Origin of the sequence: Streptomyces coerulescens (genome assembly GCF_042657965.1) — a bacterium.
Lineage (GTDB): Bacteria > Actinomycetota > Actinomycetes > Streptomycetales > Streptomycetaceae > Streptomyces > Streptomyces coerulescens.
Genome location: NZ_JBHSKM010000039.1, coordinates 14,728 through 30,962, shown reverse-complemented (window position 1 = coordinate 30,962; position 16,235 = coordinate 14,728). Strand labels below are relative to the sequence as shown.

13 protein-coding genes are annotated in these 16,235 nt (G+C 70.5%); 4 read left to right on the top strand and 9 right to left on the bottom strand.

Annotated features, from left to right (window positions below; translation table 11 throughout):
* Positions 1-103 precede the first annotated feature (103 nt).
* On the bottom strand, positions 104-1,690 hold the full coding sequence (locus ACFPQ9_RS35220; RefSeq protein ID WP_380862551.1) for an MFS transporter: 1,587 nt from the start codon (positions 1,688-1,690) through the stop codon (positions 104-106).
* Positions 1,691-1,889: 199 nt separating this feature from the next.
* Between ACFPQ9_RS35220 and panB the strand changes: the two genes are divergently transcribed.
* Positions 1,890-2,765 (top strand): 3-methyl-2-oxobutanoate hydroxymethyltransferase, encoded by an 876-nt coding sequence (panB, locus tag ACFPQ9_RS35215; protein WP_380862549.1) that lies wholly within the window; start codon positions 1,890-1,892, stop codon positions 2,763-2,765.
* Between the two features lie 127 nt (positions 2,766-2,892).
* Here panB and ACFPQ9_RS35210 read toward each other — a convergent pair whose 3' ends face one another.
* The 3 genes from ACFPQ9_RS35210 to ACFPQ9_RS35200 form a co-directional block, all read right to left on the bottom strand.
* Positions 2,893-4,833, bottom strand: a complete 1,941-nt coding sequence (locus tag ACFPQ9_RS35210; protein WP_380862547.1) for a S53 family peptidase — start codon at positions 4,831-4,833, stop codon at positions 2,893-2,895.
* 145 nt (positions 4,834-4,978) lie between these two features.
* Positions 4,979-5,581 (bottom strand): DUF305 domain-containing protein, encoded by a 603-nt coding sequence (locus tag ACFPQ9_RS35205; protein ID WP_380862545.1) that lies wholly within the window; start codon positions 5,579-5,581, stop codon positions 4,979-4,981.
* Positions 5,582-5,598: 17 nt separating this feature from the next.
* A complete protein-coding gene (locus ACFPQ9_RS35200; protein ID WP_380862543.1) occupies positions 5,599-6,264 on the bottom strand; it encodes a DUF3105 domain-containing protein in 666 nt (221 codons plus the stop codon).
* 122 nt (positions 6,265-6,386) lie between these two features.
* Here ACFPQ9_RS35200 and ACFPQ9_RS35195 point away from each other — a divergent pair, with 122 nt between their 5' ends.
* A complete protein-coding gene (locus ACFPQ9_RS35195) occupies positions 6,387-6,821 on the top strand; it encodes an Rrf2 family transcriptional regulator (RefSeq protein WP_380862541.1) in 435 nt (144 codons plus the stop codon).
* Between the two features lie 13 nt (positions 6,822-6,834).
* On the opposite strand, the gene ACFPQ9_RS35190 is transcribed toward ACFPQ9_RS35195, so the two are convergent.
* Positions 6,835-8,034, bottom strand: coding sequence for a globin domain-containing protein (locus ACFPQ9_RS35190; protein ID WP_380862539.1), 1,200 nt, complete (start codon positions 8,032-8,034; stop codon positions 6,835-6,837).
* Between the two features lie 322 nt (positions 8,035-8,356).
* Between ACFPQ9_RS35190 and ACFPQ9_RS35185 the strand changes: the two genes are divergently transcribed.
* The gene (locus ACFPQ9_RS35185; protein WP_380862537.1) at positions 8,357-9,718 is read left to right on the top strand and encodes a glutamine synthetase family protein; all 1,362 of its coding nucleotides are present in this window, start codon (positions 8,357-8,359) and stop codon (positions 9,716-9,718) included.
* A gap of 115 nt (positions 9,719-9,833) precedes the next feature.
* On the opposite strand, the gene ACFPQ9_RS35180 is transcribed toward ACFPQ9_RS35185, so the two are convergent.
* On the bottom strand, positions 9,834-10,277 hold the full coding sequence (locus tag ACFPQ9_RS35180) for a VOC family protein (RefSeq protein ID WP_380862535.1): 444 nt from the start codon (positions 10,275-10,277) through the stop codon (positions 9,834-9,836).
* The gene (locus ACFPQ9_RS35175; protein ID WP_380862533.1) at positions 10,277-10,801 is read right to left on the bottom strand and encodes a pyridoxamine 5'-phosphate oxidase family protein; all 525 of its coding nucleotides are present in this window, start codon (positions 10,799-10,801) and stop codon (positions 10,277-10,279) included. The genes ACFPQ9_RS35180 and ACFPQ9_RS35175 overlap by 1 nt, the downstream gene beginning before the upstream one ends.
* A 159-nt stretch (positions 10,802-10,960) precedes the next feature.
* On the opposite strand from ACFPQ9_RS35175, the gene ACFPQ9_RS35170 reads away from it, so the two are divergent.
* Complete coding sequence (locus ACFPQ9_RS35170) at positions 10,961-13,960, top strand: bifunctional [glutamine synthetase] adenylyltransferase/[glutamine synthetase]-adenylyl-L-tyrosine phosphorylase (RefSeq protein ID WP_380862531.1); 3,000 nt, start codon at positions 10,961-10,963, stop codon at positions 13,958-13,960.
* Between the two features lie 70 nt (positions 13,961-14,030).
* Here ACFPQ9_RS35170 and ACFPQ9_RS35165 read toward each other — a convergent pair whose 3' ends face one another.
* Positions 14,031-14,996, bottom strand: coding sequence for a phosphatase PAP2 family protein (locus ACFPQ9_RS35165; RefSeq protein WP_380862529.1), 966 nt, complete (start codon positions 14,994-14,996; stop codon positions 14,031-14,033).
* Between the two features lie 141 nt (positions 14,997-15,137).
* Positions 15,138-16,172 (bottom strand): LacI family DNA-binding transcriptional regulator, encoded by a 1,035-nt coding sequence (locus tag ACFPQ9_RS35160; RefSeq protein ID WP_380862527.1) that lies wholly within the window; start codon positions 16,170-16,172, stop codon positions 15,138-15,140.
* Between the last annotated feature and the right edge of the window lie 63 nt (positions 16,173-16,235).

Below are 16,235 nucleotides of genomic sequence, written 5' to 3'. Positions count from 1 at the left end.
AAACGCCGTGGTGTGCCGTCGTTCGTCTGCGGCGCCGTTGTGGCTGGTCGCGCAGTTCCCCGCGCCCCTCGGGTGTTGCGCTCGCCGCCCCTTAGGGCGTGCCCTACTCGGACGCCACCAACTCCCGTTCCTCCTCGCCCTCTTGAGTCGCCTTCGGCCTGCCCGGCAGGAACAGCGCCACGACCACCGCGCCGAGCACCGCGATGCCCGCGCCCCACAGTGCCGTGATGTGCATGGCGTGCAGGAACGCGTCGTGGGCCGGGCCGATGAGGGCCTCGCCGCGCGGGCCGAGCTTGTCCGCGATGCCGAGCGTGGCCTCGATGGACTCGCCCGCGGTGTGCCGTACGCCCGCCGGCAGCGCCGTGAGCCGGTCCTCGATGTCGGTGCGGTACGCCGTGGACAGGACCGAGCCGAGGACGGCGATGCCGAGGGCGCCGCCGACCTGGCGGAAGGTGTTGCTCAGCGCGGAGGCGGAACCGGCCTTCTCGCGGGGCAGGGCCTGCATGATGACGACGCTGATGGGGGTCATGATGTGGGCCATGGCGGCGCCCATGAAGAAGAAGACGACCTCCAGCAGCCAGATCGGCGTGTCCGCCTCGAAGGTCGCGAACGCGGCCAGCGTGAGTGCGATCAGCAGCATGGCGCCGGTGGTCGTGGCCCGGTTGCCGAACCGGTCGACCAGGAGCCGGGCGCGCGGCGCGAAGATCATCTGGGCGGCGGCCAGCGGCAGCATCAGCAGGCCGGTCTCCAGCGGCGAGTAGCCGCGCACGCTCTGGGTGTAGAAGACCGAGAAGAAGGTCACGCCCATCAGTGCGAAGAAGACCAGCGCGATGACGCCGATCGCGGCCGAGAAGACCTTGTTGCGGAAGTACGTGATGTCGATGGACGGATGGTCGCTGCGCTTCTCGAACACCACGAAGGCGGCGAGGACGGCGAGACCGGCGGCGATGGTCGCGAGGACCGTCACATCCGTGAAGTCGGCGAGCTGGCCGCCCTTGATGATGCCGTAGACCAGCAGGACCAGGCCGACCACGGAGAGCACCACGCCGATCGGGTCGATCCGGCCGGGGTTCGGGTCGCGCGAGTCCGGGACCAGCCACAGCATCAGCCCGAGCGCGAGCAGCACGATCGGCACGTTGATGAGGAAGACCGAGCCCCACCAGAAGTGGTCGAGCAGCACACCGCCCGTGATGGGCCCGATGGCGATGGCGAGCCCGACACCGCCCGCCCAGATGCCGATGGCCTTGGGCTGCTCGTCCCGCTCGAAGACGTTCATCAGCACCGCGAGGGTGGCCGGCATGACGAAGGCGGCGCCGAGGCCCATCACCGCGCGGAAGGCGATCAGCTCGCCGGGGGAGCCGGAGAACGCGGCGAGCGCGGAGCCGATGCCGAACACGGCGAGCCCGCCGAGCAGCACCTTCTTGCGGCCGAGCCGGTCGCCGAGGATGCCCGCGCTGAACAGCAGGCCCGCGAAGACGAGGGTGTAGGCGTTGATCGCCCATTCCAGCTCGCTCTGTGTGGCGCCGAGACCGGTCGGCGCGGGGGTCGAGATGGTCTTGATGGCGACGTTCAGGATGGAGTTGTCCAGCACGACGATCAGCAGGCTGAGCATCAGCACACCGAGGATCGCCCAGCGGCGCCGGTGCACCGCCTCGGGTATGGGGGTGGCTGGGGCGGCGGGAGAAGTCATGCGTCCGAACGTACCGCATTTACGATACGGAACCGTCTCGTATCTTATTTTTCTTACTCGGGCTTTGGTTTTCTTACCGCCGCTTTACGCGGGGTGGATCACACCGGGGGGCCTGGCCCCGCCCGGCACGAAGTGCCACCATGGAGGGGATCCGGGGACGCCGTCAGGGCGCCTCGAGATGACAGAAGGAGCCGTTGCAATGACGCAGCTTTCGGCTGCCCAGACGCCTCAGGCGAAGACCTCCGACGGCAGCAAGGCGCTGTACGGGGGCAAGGGCACTCGGCGCATCACTGTTCGGGACATCGCCGCCGCCAAGGAGCGCGGCGAGAAGTGGCCCATGCTCACCGCGTACGACGCGATGACCGCGTCCGTCTTCGACGAGGCCGGCATCCCGGTCATGCTCGTCGGCGACTCCGCGGGCAACTGCCACCTCGGCTACGAGACCACGGTGCCCGTGACGCTCGACGAGATGACCATGCTCTCGGCGGCCGTCGTACGCGGCACCTCCCGCGCCCTGATCGTGGGCGACCTGCCCTTCGGCTCCTACCAGGAGGGCCCGGTGCAGGCGCTGCGCTCGGCGACCCGGCTGGTGAAGGAGGCCGGTGTCGGGGCGGTCAAGCTGGAGGGCGGCGAGCGCTCGCACCGCCAGATCGAGCTGCTCGTCGAGTCCGGCATCCCGGTCATGGCGCACATCGGCCTGACCCCGCAGTCCGTCAACGCCATGGGCTACCGCGTCCAGGGCCGCGGCGAGGAGGCGGCCGCGCAGCTGCTGCGGGACGCCAAGGCGGTCCAGGACGCGGGCGCGTTCGCGGTCGTCCTGGAGCTGGTGCCGGCGGAGCTGGCGGCCGAGGTCACCCGCGTGCTGCACATCCCGACCGTCGGCATCGGCGCCGGCCCGGAGACCGACGCACAGGTCCTGGTCTGGACGGACATGATGGGCCTGACCGGCGGCCGCGTCCCCAAGTTCGTCAAGCAGTACGCCGATCTGCGCCGGGCCATGGGCGACGCGGCGAAGGCGTTCGCGGACGACGTCGTCGGCGGAACGTTCCCGCTGGACGAGCACTCCGTCCACTGAGACCGAGGTCCACTGACACCGAGCCGGCCCGGCCGGCACCGCTGAACCACCGCCACCTCTGAACCACTGCGGCACCAAGCGCCCCGCCGATCTTCCCCCGTCGGCGGGGCGCCTCTCTTCGCCGGTGTCAGTGGCGGCGGTAGGACTCCACGTAGCCGCCCGCGGGCGTGCCCACGCCCGTCACGTCGTCGTAGCCCTTCACGGCGCTCAGCGAGCTGTCCTTGCCGAGGCTGCGGACGGACGTGCTCAGACCCTCCGTCGCGTCATAGCCGTTGACGAAGTCGACGCGGGCCACCGCCAGGCCGGAGCCCGTCGGGTCGTCCGTGACGTCGTGGTACGCCTTTGAGCCGTAGCGGGCGTAGATCGCGGGGTTGGCGAAGCCGAGGGGCTTGCCGGCCGCCTCCTGCGCGAGGGCCTGCACGGCCGCGACGACCGGCGCGGCCAGTGAGGTGCCGCCCAGCCGGTACTCGTCGTAGGCCTGCGTCCTGCCGTCCGGCAGGGTCTGCGTCTGGCCCACCAGGAATCCGGTGTTCGGGTCGGCGATCGCCGCGATGTCCGGCACGACCCGGTTGCCGTCGGCACTGTTGGCCTTAGCCGGCGCGTCCGGGACGACGCCCTTCTGCCAGTACGGCTCGGCGACCGTCCTGCTCGTGCCGCCGCCCGCGCCCGAGGTGAACGCGCCGGGGAAGTCGGTCCAGCTCTTCCCGTCCGCCGACAGGCTCGCCTTCTGCGTGCCCCAGCCGGTCTCCCACAGGTACTTCTCGCCCTTGCCGACCGCCAGCGAGGTGCCGCCGACCGCCGTCACCCACGCCGAACTCGCGGGGATGTCCGTCTGCTTGACGCCGCTGGCGGCGACCTCGTCGCCGTCGTCGCCGGAGGAGTAGTAGAAGCCGATGCCCTCGACCGCGCCGAACTGGAAGACCTGGTCGTAGGCGGCCGCCAGGTCCGGCGTCTGCGCGTCCTCGGTCTCGCCCCAGGAGTTGGAGACGATGTCGGCGAGGTGCTTGTCGACGATCTTGCTCAGCGAGTCGAGCAGGTCCTCGTCGTAGCAGGACGCGGCGCCCACGTACGTGATCTGCGCGCCCGGCGCGACCGCGTGCGCGGACTCGACGTCCAGGGTCTCCTCGCCGTACCAGCCGGCCGCCGAGCACTCCTTGGTCCGTGTGTACTTGGCGGGCAGGACCTGCCGCAACCGGCCCGTGCTCCAGGCCGCGTCCCCGTTGCGCCTGGCGTAGGTGGCCGCGTCGAAGGCGATGGTCGGGGAGGCGTACGCGTCGGTGATGGCGATGCGCACGCCCTTGCCGGTGCGCTTGCCCGCGCCGTACGCGGCACGCAGCTGCTTGCCGGTGTAGCCCTTGACGGCGTACGGGACCTTCGTGCCGTACGCGTCCGGCAGCGTCTTCGCCACGTTCGAGCCGTGGTACGTCGAGAACGGCCCGGCGTTGCGGAACACCGTCTCCGGCGGCGGGAGCTGGTCCCGGTGGCTCGCCAGGTGCGGCGCGTCGTCGAGGCCGGTGATGGTCAGGACCGCGTCCTTCACCGCGTCCGGCACCGAGGCCGCCGTAGCCGGGGCGCGATAGGTGCGGGCGCCCTTGGTGTAGTTGTGCAGCTGGGTGCCGAACGCCTTCTCCGCGGCGGCCACATCGCCGCTGACGGCGACATAGTGCTGCGTGACACCCGTGACCTTCAGCCCCGCGGCCCTCAACCAGCCCCGGACGGCGGCCACTTGGGCCTTCGTCGCGCCGAAGCGGGCCTGCGCCTGCCTGGCATTCAGATACTTGCCGTAGGACGCCGAGGCCGGGTCCGAGACGGCCTTCGCGTATGCGGCGAGGCCGGCCGCGTCGCGGCCCGCGAGGTAGACGCGCGCGGAGACCCGCGCGCTATCCGAGGTCGCGCCCTGGTCCGTCCGAGCCGTGGCCCAGCTGGGCTTGGTGCCGGCGAGCCGGTCACGGCCCGGCCCGTCCGCGGCGTGCGCCGCCGGTATGCCGAAGGCCAGCGCGCCGGTGAGGAGAGGCAGTGTCGCCGCCAGACTCACCGATGCGCGCAGCGCGGCACGTCGAGATCTCATGGAACCCCCTGTGCGATTCGTGTGCGAGTGGATCACCCGACGGTGGCCACTCAATCGCCGAACCGTTCACGCCAGGGGAATGCGCGGCTCAAGAAGGTCTCAACTACGTTAATGACAAGGCCATTTCAACGGCCACCCGAACGGCTCACGGCCGTGGCTCGGCGCCCCGTTCCTTCAGCATGTCGGCCATCAGGTCGATCTCGGACCGCTGCCCGTTCACCATGGTCCGCGCGAGCCGCTTCTCCACGCCGACCTCGCACCTGTCGAGGCAGCCCTCCGCCATATGGATACCGCCCTTGTGATGGGCCGTCATCAACTGGAGGAACAACACCTCGGCCTGCTTGCCGCTGAGGGTTCCCAGCTTCTTCAGCTCCGTGTTGGTCGCCATGCCGGGCATCAGCGCGCCGTCCTCGCCGGAGGCCATGCCGCTCATGCCCATCCACGCCATCGGCTCCTTCGACGACACCTTGGGCAGCTTCCACAGATCCAGCCAGCCCAGCATCATGCCGCGCTGGTTGGCCTGCGTCTGCGCGATGTCGTACGCCAGGCGCCGCACCTCCTCGTCCTCGGTGCGGTCGCGCACGATGTACGACATCTCCACGGCCTGCTGATGGTGCACCGCCATGTCCCGTGCGAACCCCGCGTCCGCCGAGTCGGCACCCGGCGTATCGGCCGAACCGCCGTCCTCGGCCACGGAGTAGGTGAGCGCGCCGACCGCGACCAGCACGGCCGCCGCTGTCCCGGCCATCCAGCCGACGTGCCGCTTCACTCCGGCAGACCGCCCGTGCACGCCGCGCCCGGCTCGGGCGTCTGCTCACCCTGGACGTACGTCTCGAAGAACTTGCCGACGTTCGCGTCGCTCGCGCTCGTCACCGTGCGCTGGTGGCCCCAGGCGCTGAGCATGATCGGGTCCTTCTGGCTCTCGTCGGGGCTCATGAGGGTGTACGGCGTCTGCTTCACCTTCGCCGCCAGCGCCTCGACGTCGGACTTGGACGCCTTGCTGGTGTACGTCACCCAGACCGCGCCGTGCTCCAGCGAGTGCACGGCGTTCTCCTTGCGGAGCTCCTTGGTGTAGACGTCGCCGTTGCAGTTCATCCAGGCGCGGTGGTGGTTGCCGCCGACCGGCGGGTTCATGGGGTACTTCACGGCCGTCTCGACGTGGGTGCTCGCCAGCGTGCCCTTCCAGGTGTTCACGCCGTCCGCGCCGGCGACGAACTTCCCGGTGGTCTTCTTGTCGGCCTGAGGCTCGTCCTTCTTGTCGGACTGCGACTGGATCAGAACGACTCCGCCGACGACGAGACCGGCGACGACCACCACGCTCGCCGCGATGGTGAGGATGCGGTTGCGGCGCTCACGGGCACGCTCGGCACGCCGCATCTCCTCTATCCGAGCCTTGCGTGCCGCGTTGCTCTTGTTCTTGGCGGAGCCCATGAGGTCATGTCCTTCTGGGGAAAGAGACGGTCGGGTCCGCTGATCGTAATGGGGAAGGTGTGACCTTCAGTAGGGCGGCCGATATTTTGAACCGCGGATGCGCATTATCTAGGCTTCGGGACATGCGGCTGTTGCGCTCCACCGATCTGGCCCTGCGCCTCCTGATGCGGCTCGCCGTCCTCGGGGACGCCACGCCGACGACCCGCGAGGTCGCGGCGGACATGGAGGTGCCGTACACGCACGCGGCCAAGGTCGTCGCCGAGCTCCAGCACATGGGGCTGGTCGACGCCCGCCGAGGACGCGGCGGCGGGCTCTCGCTCGGCGACAAGGGCCGGACGGCCTCGGTCGGCGCGATCGTGCGGGCCTTCGAGGGGGAGGGCGACGTCGTCGAGTGCGAGGGCGACCACCCCTGCCCGCTGAACTCCGGATGCCGGCTGCGCGGCGCGCTGCGGCGGGCCCAGGAGGCTTTCTTCGCCTCGCTGGACCCGCTGACGGTGGCCGACGTGACCGCGGACCCGACCGGGCCGCTGCTGCTCCAGATCGGCCGCGCGCCTTGATCCCGGCCGGGCCTCAGCCCTCCTGGGCCAGCCAGAGGTCGGGCCCGAACACCTCGTAGTGGATGTCGGCCGGCGCCACACCCTTGCCGATCAGCTGCGCCCGCACCGCCCGCATGAAGGGCAGCGGACCGCACAGGTACGCACGCGTGCCCCGCGGTACGTCGACGCCGGCGAGGTCGACCAGGCCGGTGCGGTGGGCGGGCACGACCGCCTCGGCGCCGGTCTCGTACCAGAAGTGGACCGAGGCGTCCGCGAGCTTCCCGGCGTACGCCTCGTGGTCCGTGCGCAGGGCATGCTCGGCGGGGGAGCGGTCGCCGTGCACGACCAGCACCGGGCCCTCGTGCCCCTGGTCCGTGAGCTGACCCAGCATGGCGACCATCGGGGTCACACCGATACCGGCGGAGGCCAGCAGCAGCGGCGCGTCGGCCGCGAGGCCGGTGAGCACGAGATCGCCGTACGGCGCCGACAGGCGCAGCCGGTCGCCGACCCCCACGCGCGCGTGGAGGTGGTTCGAGACCTCACCGTCGGGCCCCGCCTCGCCGTGCACCCGCTTCACGCTGAACTGGCGGACCGGTGAGCCGGGGGCGGCGGACAGGCTGTACTGGCGTATCTGCCGGGCCCCGTCCGCCAGCTCCACCTGGACCGAGACGTACTGCCCGGCCCGGAAGCCGGGTGCCGGGCGGCCGTCGGCCGGGCGCAGCCGGAAGGTGGCGACGTCGGCGGTCTCCTCGACACGCGCGACGACCTCCCACGGACGCCACTCGTTCCCGCCCTGCTCCGCGTAAAGCCGCTTCTCGATCGCGATCAGCGCGTTCGCCATCAGCCAGTAGACCTCGTCCCAGGCTGCCGCGACCTCGGGCGTGACGGCCTCGCCGAGCACCTCGACGATGGCGGCGAAGAGGTGCTCGTGGACGAGCTCGTACTGCTCCGCCGTGACGCCCAGGGAGGCGTGCTTGTGGGCGATCCGGCCCAGCATCGCGTCGGGCCGCTCGTCGGGGTGGGCCACCAGATGCGTCGCGAACGCGGCGATCGACCCCGCGAGCGCCTGGCGCTGGGTGCCGGCCGCCTGGTTGCCGCGGTTGAACAGATCGCGCAGCAGTTCGGGGCGGGCGGCGAAGAGCCCGGCGTAGAAGCGCTCGGTGATCTCACCGATGGCCCCGCCGACGACGGGAAGGGTGGCGCGGACGGTGGCGGCGGACTGCTCGGACAGCATCAGGTCTCCTCAGGCTCGGTCGAGTGCCGTGCCCTCATTAAAACTTGCATCCGAGATGCAAATTAAAGCGGGGTGGGTCCTGAGGGGCCGGGCATTACGAATGGGGGTCCGAGCAGGCAAGATGGGCGGCGGAGCAGTACACCGGCATGCCGGGGCCGCGGCGGGACACTTGTCGTAGGCCGTACGTTCGACCCGAGGTCGCTCCGGCGATCAAGGTCCGCAACGCGCCTGAAACGGTGTTGTGGTGTGATGCTCAGGTGCCCGACCGCCTTCTGCGGGACGGAGACAGGCGGCCTGACCAGCAAGGATGGGGAAGCGGAAGATGGACAAGCAGCAGGAGTTCGTGCTCCGGACGTTGGAGGAGCGCGACATCCGTTTCGTACGGCTGTGGTTCACGGACGTGCTGGGCTTCCTCAAGTCCGTGGCCGTGGCCCCCGCCGAACTGGAGCAGGCCTTCGACGAAGGCATCGGCTTCGACGGCTCGGCGATCGAGGGCTTCGCCCGCGTATACGAGTCCGACATGATCGCCAAGCCGGACCCGTCGACCTTCCAGATCCTGCCCTGGCGCGCGGAGGCCCCCGGCACGGCCCGCATGTTCTGCGACATCCTCATGCCGGACGGCTCCCCGTCCTTCGCCGACCCCAGGTACGTGCTCAAGCGCGCCCTGGCCCGCACCTCCGACCTGGGCTTCACCTTCTACACCCACCCGGAGATCGAGTTCTTCCTGCTGAAGGACCGCCCGCTGGACGGCACCCGCCCGACCCCGGCCGACAACTCCGGCTACTTCGACCACACCCCGCAGAACATCGGCATGGACTTCCGCCGCCAGGCGATCACCATGCTGGAGTCCATGGGCATCTCGGTCGAGTTCTCCCACCACGAGGGCGCCCCGGGCCAGCAGGAGATCGACCTGCGCTACGCCGACGCGCTCTCCACGGCCGACAACATCATGACGTTCCGCCTGGTCATGAAGCAGGTGGCGCTGGAACAGGGCGTACAGGCCACGTTCATGCCGAAGCCGTTCTCGGAGCACCCCGGCTCCGGTATGCACACCCACCTGTCCCTGTTCGAGGGCGACCGCAACGCGTTCTACGAGTCGGGCTCCGAGTACCAGCTCTCCAAGGTCGGCCGCTCCTTCATCGCCGGCCTGCTCCGCCACGCCGCGGAGATCTCCGCGGTCACCAACCAGTGGGTGAACTCCTACAAGCGCATCTGGGGCGGCTCGGAGCGCACGGCCGGCGCAGGCGGCGAGGCCCCCTCCTACATCTGCTGGGGCCACAACAACCGCAGCGCCCTGGTCCGGGTCCCGATGTACAAGCCCGGCAAGACCGGCTCCGCGCGCGTGGAGGTCCGCTCCCTCGACTCCGGCGCCAACCCGTACCTGGCCTACGCCGTCCTGCTGGCCGCCGGCCTCAAGGGCATCGAGGAGGGCTACGAACTCCCGCCCGGCGCCGAGGACGACGTGTGGGCCCTCTCCAACGCCGAACGCCGTGCCATGGGCATCGAGCCCCTCCCGCAGAACCTCGGCGAGGCCCTCACCCTCATGGAGAACAGCGACCTGGTCGCCGAGACCCTGGGCGAACACGTCTTCGACTTCTTCCTGCGCAACAAGCGGCAGGAGTGGGAGGAGTACCGCTCGGAGGTCACCGCCTTCGAACTGCGGAAGAATCTGCCGGTTCTTTAGTGCCCAAGCGTTGTGAGGGGCGCGGGTTGTGTGGCGGGTGCTGGCCGGCGGGGGCTGGTCGTGCCCACGCGGCGGAGCCGCATTTCGACACTGCCCCGCGCCCCTGAAGGGTCGGCTAGCTCGACGCCTGCTGCGACAGGAACGCGTGCAGCGGCTCCGTCGCCCGGCGGCGGTACTCCTGGATCGACCAGCCGTTGCCGTCCGGGTCCGTGAAGTACATGAAGGTGGCGCCGTCGTCGGGGGTGTACTGGACCGGCTCGGAGACGTCGAGGCCGCGTTCGGTCAGCTCGGCGTGGGCCGCCTTGATGTCGGCCACGCAGAGCTGGAGGCCCTGATAGGAGCCGGGCTCCGGCCTGGTCTCGCCCTTGGTCATGTCCCAGATGCTGTCACCGAGGGCGATCGAACAGCCGGAACCCGGAGGGGTCAGCTGGACGATGCGCATGCCCGGCATGACCTCCTGGTCGATGTCGACGTGGAAGCCGACCTTGTCCCGGTAGAAGTCGCGGGCCCGGTCGATGTCGCTCACGGGCAGCGGGATCACTTCGAGGGTGAAGTCCATCAGTGGTCCTCCCTGGGGAATCGCCAGCGGGTCTGGCTGAACGGCTCACCCTTACCGAAGCCGAAAACGGTACGTGGCGCCACTGAAAACACGTAGGCGTGTCCCGATCCGTGCCGGAAGGAACCGTTCCACACCTCGAAGTGCCAGAAGGGGCCGTATTTCGTCTCCCACGCCACGGCCAGTTCGTGCAGCCGGGCTTCGTCGGTGATCCGTTCCGCCACGCCCTCCACCACCAGGTCGTAGCCCTCGTTCCAGAGGTTCGTGCCGGTCGTCAGCACCAGATTCGGGTTCTGTGCGAGGTTCCTCGCCTTGCGTTCCTCCGGGCCCGTGCAGAAGTGCAGCGCGCCCCGCGACCACACCGCCGGCAGCGGGGTCACATGCGGACGCCCGTCCGGCCGTACCGTCGAGATCCAGAACAGCTCGGCCTCGGACAGCAGCTTCTCCGCCTGCGACCAGGGGACCGCGGTCGCCGTCTCGTCGCTGTAGCGCGTGTCCAGTCGGGTCAGTGGTTGGTTGTCGGTCATCGGCCGCCCTCCAGATGCGTCGCAGGACCTCTCCCTCTGCAGAGAAGACCACCCTGAGCGCCGGAACTCATCGGCGCCACTTCCAGGCTCTGCGGCTAGGCTCGACCGCGTACGACCTTGATCGGGTGCGTACGACCCCGATCGGACGGGAGGGCGAGCATGACGGCGCCGGGGCGCAGGAGCAGTACCTTCACGCGGCTGCTGCGACACGGATTCACCGACCCGTCGGCCGCCGAGCGGCTCCTGGAGAGCCCCGAGCTCGCGCCGATCCGCAACGACCCGGTGCTGCTGGAGGCCCTCGGCGGCACCGCCGACCCCGACCTCGCCCTGGGCGGCCTCGTCCGGCTCGTCGAGGCCCAGCCCGACGCCACCGCACAGCGGGAGCTGCTCGACACGGTGATAGCGGCCAAGCCGCTGCGCGACCGGCTGCTCGGCGTGCTCGGCGCCTCCGCCGCGCTCGCCGACCACCTGGCCCGCCACCCCGGCGACTGGCAGGCGCTGGTCATGTACGAACCGCGGGACCTGCACCCCGAGGTCGAGGAGTTCGAGCAGGGCCTCGCCGGGGCCACCGACCCGGTGTCGCTGCGCGTCGCCTACCGGCGCTGCCTGCTGTCCATCGCCGCACGGGACGTCTGCGGCACCACCGACCTCGCCCAGACCGCCGCCGAGCTCGCCGACCTCGCCACCGCGACCCTGCGCGCCGCCCTCGCCATCGCCCGCGCCGCCGCGCCCGAGGACGCCTCGCAGTGCCGGCTCGCGGTGATCGCGATGGGCAAGTGCGGGGGCCACGAACTCAATTACGTCTCCGACGTCGACGTCATCTTCGTAGGGGAGACGGCCGACGGAGCCGATGAGGGCAAGGCGCTGCGCTCGGCCACCAAGCTCGCCTCGCACATGATGCGGATCTGCTCCGAGACCACCGTCGAGGGCTCCATCTGGCCCGTGGACGCCAACCTGCGCCCCGAGGGCAGGAACGGCCCCCTGGTGCGCACCCTCAGCAGCCATCTCGCCTACTACCGGCGCTGGGCCAAGACCTGGGAGTTCCAGGCGCTGCTCAAGGCCCGCCCGGTGGCCGGCGACATCGAGCTCGGCGAGGAGTACGTCGCCGCCCTCGAACCGCTGGTCTGGAAGGCCGCCGAGCGGGACAACTTCGTCCCCGACGTGCAGAAGATGCGGCGCAGGGTCGTCGAGAACATCCCGGTCTCCGAGCTGGACCGGCAGCTCAAACTCGGCCCGGGCGGGCTGCGGGACGTCGAATTCGCCGTACAGCTCCTGCAGTTGGTGCACGGCCGCGACGACGCCTCGCTGCGCAGCGGCACCACCCTGGACGCCCTGCAGGCGCTCGCCGCGGGCGGCTACGTCGGGCGCGCGGACGCCGCGCAGCTCGACACCGCCTACCGCTTCCTGCGCTCCATGGAGCACCGCATCCAGCTCTACCGGCTGCGGCGCACCCACCTGGTGCCCGAGGACGAGGCGGACCTGCGGCGCATCGGGCGCTCGCTGGGGCTGCGCGTCGATCCGGTCGCCGAGCTGAACCGCGAGTGGCGACGGCACGCGAGTGTCGTACGACGGCTGCACGAGAAGCTCTTCTACCGGCCGCTGCTCGACGCGGTCGCCCAACTCGCCCCGGGCGAGGCGAAGTTGAGCGCCGGTGCGGCCCGGGAGCGGCTGATCGCGCTCGGGTACGCCGATCCCGCCGCGGCCCTGCGGCATCTGGAGGCGCTGGCCTCGGGCGTCACCCGCAAGGCGGCGATCCAACGCACGCTGCTGCCGGTGCTCCTGGGGTGGTTCGCCGACTCCGCCGATCCGGACGCGGGGCTGCTGAACTTCCGCAAGGTGTCGGACGCGCTCGGCAAGACCCCTTGGTATCTGCGGCTGTTGCGGGACGAGGGCGCCGCCGCCGAGAACCTCGCCCGGGTGCTGTCGGCCGGCCGTCTCGCCCCCGATCTGCTGATGCGGGCACCGGAGGCGGTCGCGCTGCTCGGCGACGGCGACGGCGGCACCGGGCTGGAGCCCCGCTCGCGCCGGCACCTGGAGCAGGAGATCCTCGCCGCGGTCGGCCGCGCGGACGGCGGCGTCCAGGCTGTCACGGCGGCGCGTGGCGTGCGCCGCCGGGAGCTGTTCCGTACGGCCGCCGCCGACATCGTCGACTCCTACGGCACCGAGACCAAGCCCGCCGAGGCCGATCAGGGCGCGCTGGTGGACCGGGTCGGGGCCGCGGTGTCCGATCTGACCGCGGCGACGCTGGCGGGCACCTTGCGGGCGGTCGTCCGGGAGAACTGGGGCGACACCCTGCCGACCCGGTTCGCGATCATCGGCATGGGGCGGTTCGGCGGCCACGAGCTGGGATACGGCAGTGACGCCGACGTCCTGTTCGTGCACGAGCCGCAGGACGGGGTCGACGAGCATGAGGCCGCCGCCGCGGCCAACCGGGTCGTCAGCGAGATGCGGCGGCTGCTCCAGGTTCCCAGCGCGGATCCGCCGCTGCTGATCGACGCCGATCTGCGGCCGGAGGGCAAGTCGGGGCCGCTGGTGCGCACGCTGAACTCTTACGCGGCGTACTACCGACGGTGGTCGCTGGTGTGGGAGTCGCAGGCGCTGCTGCGGGCCGAGCCGGTCGCGGGGGACGCGGAGCTGGCGGGGCGGTTCATGGAGCTGATCGATCCGCTGCGGTATCCCGCCGAGGGGCTCGGCGAGGACGCCGTGCGGGAGATCCGGCGGCTGAAGGCCCGTATGGAGTCCGAGCGGTTGCCTCGGGGGGCCGATCCCAAGCTGCACTCCAAGCTCGGGCCGGGCGGGCTGTCCGACGTGGAGTGGACCGTGCAACTGCTCCAGCTCCAGCACGGGTGGGCCGAGCCGGGGCTGCGGACGACGCGGACGCGGGAGGCGCTGGCCGCCGCCTGTGCGGCCGGGCTCATTCCGGCCGAGGAGGCGGAGATCCTGGACGAGGCGTGGGTGCTGGCCACGCGGGTGCGCAACGCCGTGATGCTGGTGCGGGGGCGGGCCGGGGACACCTTCCCGTCCGATGCGCGTGAGCTGGCTGCCGTGGGGCGGTATCTGGGGTACGAGCCGGGGCACGTGGGGGACATGCTCGATGCGTATCGGCGTACGGCGCGGCGGGCTCGGGGTGTGGTGGAGGAGCTGTTCTACGGGGGATGACGCCCGTGGGGTGGGGTGCGGCTCGATGCCTGCGGCGGCCCGTGGCGGTGTGTGGGGGTGCGTCTCGCGCCTACGGTTTGGGGGTGAGTCGGGGCCGCGCCGGGGGGTGTCCGTCCTCGGTCGGGCGGTTGCCGTCGGGAGAGAGGTGCTGTTTCTTGACGCCCGCCGCTGCGGGCGGACACCCCCCGGCACGTCCCCTGCCCGCCGTGCGCGGCTTGGGCACCGTCCGGGGCAGGGAGTACGGCAGCGCTCCGTACCAGAGGCGTGCCACCGTGTAGCCGAAGGCCAGGCAGATGAGGCCGCCGACCGCGTCCAGCCAGAAGTGGTTGGCCGTCGCGACGATCACGACGAGGGTGGCCGCTGGGTAGAGCAGGCCCAGGATCCGGACCCAGGGGATGCGTGCCAGCGCGAAGATCGTCAGGCCGCTCCAGAGCGACCAGCCGATGTGCATCGACGGCATCGCGGCGTACTGGTTCGACATGTTCTTCAGGTCGCCGGAGGCCATCGAGCCCCAGGTGTCGTGGACCAGGACCGTGTCGATGAAGGTGGTGTTGGTCATCAGGCGGGGAGGAGCCAGTGGGTACAGGTAGTAACCGATGAGGGCTACGCCTGTGGTGGCGAAGAGGACCAGTCTCGTTGCCGCGTAGCGGCCCGGGTGGCTGCGGTAGAGCCAGACCAGGACGGCCAGGGTGATGATGAAGTGCAGCGTCGCGTAGTAGTAGTTCATGCCGACGATGAGCCAAGTCACCGAGTTCACGGCGTGGTTGATCGACTCCTCCACCGCGAGGCCGAGGCTGTGTTCCAGGTTCCAGAGCCAGTCGGCGTTGCGCAGGGCCTCCGCCTTTTGCTCCGGGACCGCGTTGCGGATCAGTGAGTACGTCCAGTAACTCACCGCGATCAGCAGGATCTCGAACCAGAGGCGAGGTCGGCGGGGGGTGCGCAGGCGGCGCAGGCGGCTCCGCCCCGTCTCGTCCGCGACAGGGTGCGGAACGGCCGCTTCCCGGCCCTCCAATGTCGTCACGGTCGTGTCACCCATAGGCACAGAGTCTGCCAGAAAAGACTTCCCCGACCGATCATCCTCCCGATGGGTTCAGGGCGCACGTTCTACGGCCCGCGGAGCGCCTCTTCTCCTACCAACGCAGGGGCGGGCGTGGTGATTCTCCGCCCTGCGGACGACTTAGGGGCGAACCCTGTCACCAGGTGCCGAAGCGGTCGAACCGCGCACCACCAGCTCCGGCATGAACACGAACTCACTGTGCGGCGCGGGGGTCCCGCCGATCTCTTCCAGCAGCGTGCGTACCGCGGCCTGGCCCATCGCCGGGACCGGCTTGCGGATCGTGGTGAGCGGCGGGTCCGTGAAGGCGATCAAGGGGGAGTCGTCGAAACCTACGACGGAAATGTCCTTGGGGACGTCCAGGCCGTGCTGGCGGGCCGCGCGTATCGCGCCCAGCGCCATCATGTCGCTGGCGCAGACCACCGCGGTGCAGTCACGGGAGATGAGGGCCGTCGCGGCCGCCTGGCCGCCCTCCAGCGTGTAGAGGGAGTGCTGGATCAGCTCGGTCTCGATGACGTCGGTGGGGAGGTTCAGCCGGTCCTGGACCGCGCGGACGAAGCCCTCGATCTTGCGCTGGACCGGGACGAAGCGCTTGGGGCCCAGTGCCAGGCCGATGCGGGTGTGGCCCAGGGAGGCGAGGTGCGTCACGGCCAGGGTCATCGCCGCGCGGTCGTCGGGCGAGATGAACGGTGCCTGGACCTTGGGGGAGAAGCCGTCCACCAGGACGAAGGGGACACCCTGGGCGCGCAGCCGCTCGTAGCGCTGCATGTCGGCGGTGGTGTCGGCGTGCAGACCGGAGACGTAGATGATGCCGGCCACTCCGCGGTCCACGAGCATCTCGGTGAGCTCGTCCTCGGTGGAGCCGCCGGGGGTCTGGGTGGCCAGGACGGGGGTGTAGCCCTGCCTGGTCAGTGCTTGGCCGATGACCTGGGCCAGGGCCGGGAATATCGGGTTCTCCAGCTCCGGCGTGATCAGGCCCACCAGGCCCTCGCTGCGCTGGCGCAGTCTCACCGGGCGCTCATAACCGAGCACGTCGAGTGCGGCCAGCACGGACTGGCGGGTGGTGGCGGCGACGCCCGGCTTCCCGTTGAGGACGCGGCTGACGGTCGCTTCGCTCACCCCCGCCTGCGCAGCGATGTCCGCAAGCCGTGTGGTCACGGCACTGGACTGTACCGGCCGTATGTCGCCTTGCACACCAATCGGACGCCGTGGGCGACCTGT

Excerpts from the sequence above, each read along its gene's own strand:
- ACFPQ9_RS35190 (WP_380862539.1), bottom strand. The coding sequence starts at position 8,034 with ATGCTGTCCGAGCAGTCCGCCGCCACCGTCCGCGCCACCCTTCCCGTC.
- ACFPQ9_RS35170 (WP_380862531.1), top strand. The coding sequence starts at position 10,961 with ATGACGGCGCCGGGGCGCAGGAGCAGTACCTTCACGCGGCTGCTGCGA.
- ACFPQ9_RS35220 (WP_380862551.1), bottom strand. The coding sequence starts at position 1,690 with ATGACTTCTCCCGCCGCCCCAGCCACCCCCATACCCGAGGCGGTGCAC.
- ACFPQ9_RS35165 (WP_380862529.1), bottom strand. The coding sequence starts at position 14,996 with ATGGGTGACACGACCGTGACGACATTGGAGGGCCGGGAAGCGGCCGTT.
- ACFPQ9_RS35195 (WP_380862541.1), top strand. The coding sequence starts at position 6,387 with ATGCGGCTGTTGCGCTCCACCGATCTGGCCCTGCGCCTCCTGATGCGG.
- ACFPQ9_RS35210 (WP_380862547.1), bottom strand. The coding sequence starts at position 4,833 with ATGAGATCTCGACGTGCCGCGCTGCGCGCATCGGTGAGTCTGGCGGCG.
- ACFPQ9_RS35185 (WP_380862537.1), top strand. The coding sequence starts at position 8,357 with ATGGACAAGCAGCAGGAGTTCGTGCTCCGGACGTTGGAGGAGCGCGAC.
- ACFPQ9_RS35200 (WP_380862543.1), bottom strand. The coding sequence starts at position 6,264 with ATGGGCTCCGCCAAGAACAAGAGCAACGCGGCACGCAAGGCTCGGATA.
- panB (WP_380862549.1), top strand. The coding sequence starts at position 1,890 with ATGACGCAGCTTTCGGCTGCCCAGACGCCTCAGGCGAAGACCTCCGAC.
- ACFPQ9_RS35175 (WP_380862533.1), bottom strand. The coding sequence starts at position 10,801 with ATGACCGACAACCAACCACTGACCCGACTGGACACGCGCTACAGCGAC.
- ACFPQ9_RS35180 (WP_380862535.1), bottom strand. The coding sequence starts at position 10,277 with ATGGACTTCACCCTCGAAGTGATCCCGCTGCCCGTGAGCGACATCGAC.
- ACFPQ9_RS35205 (WP_380862545.1), bottom strand. The coding sequence starts at position 5,581 with ATGGCCGGGACAGCGGCGGCCGTGCTGGTCGCGGTCGGCGCGCTCACC.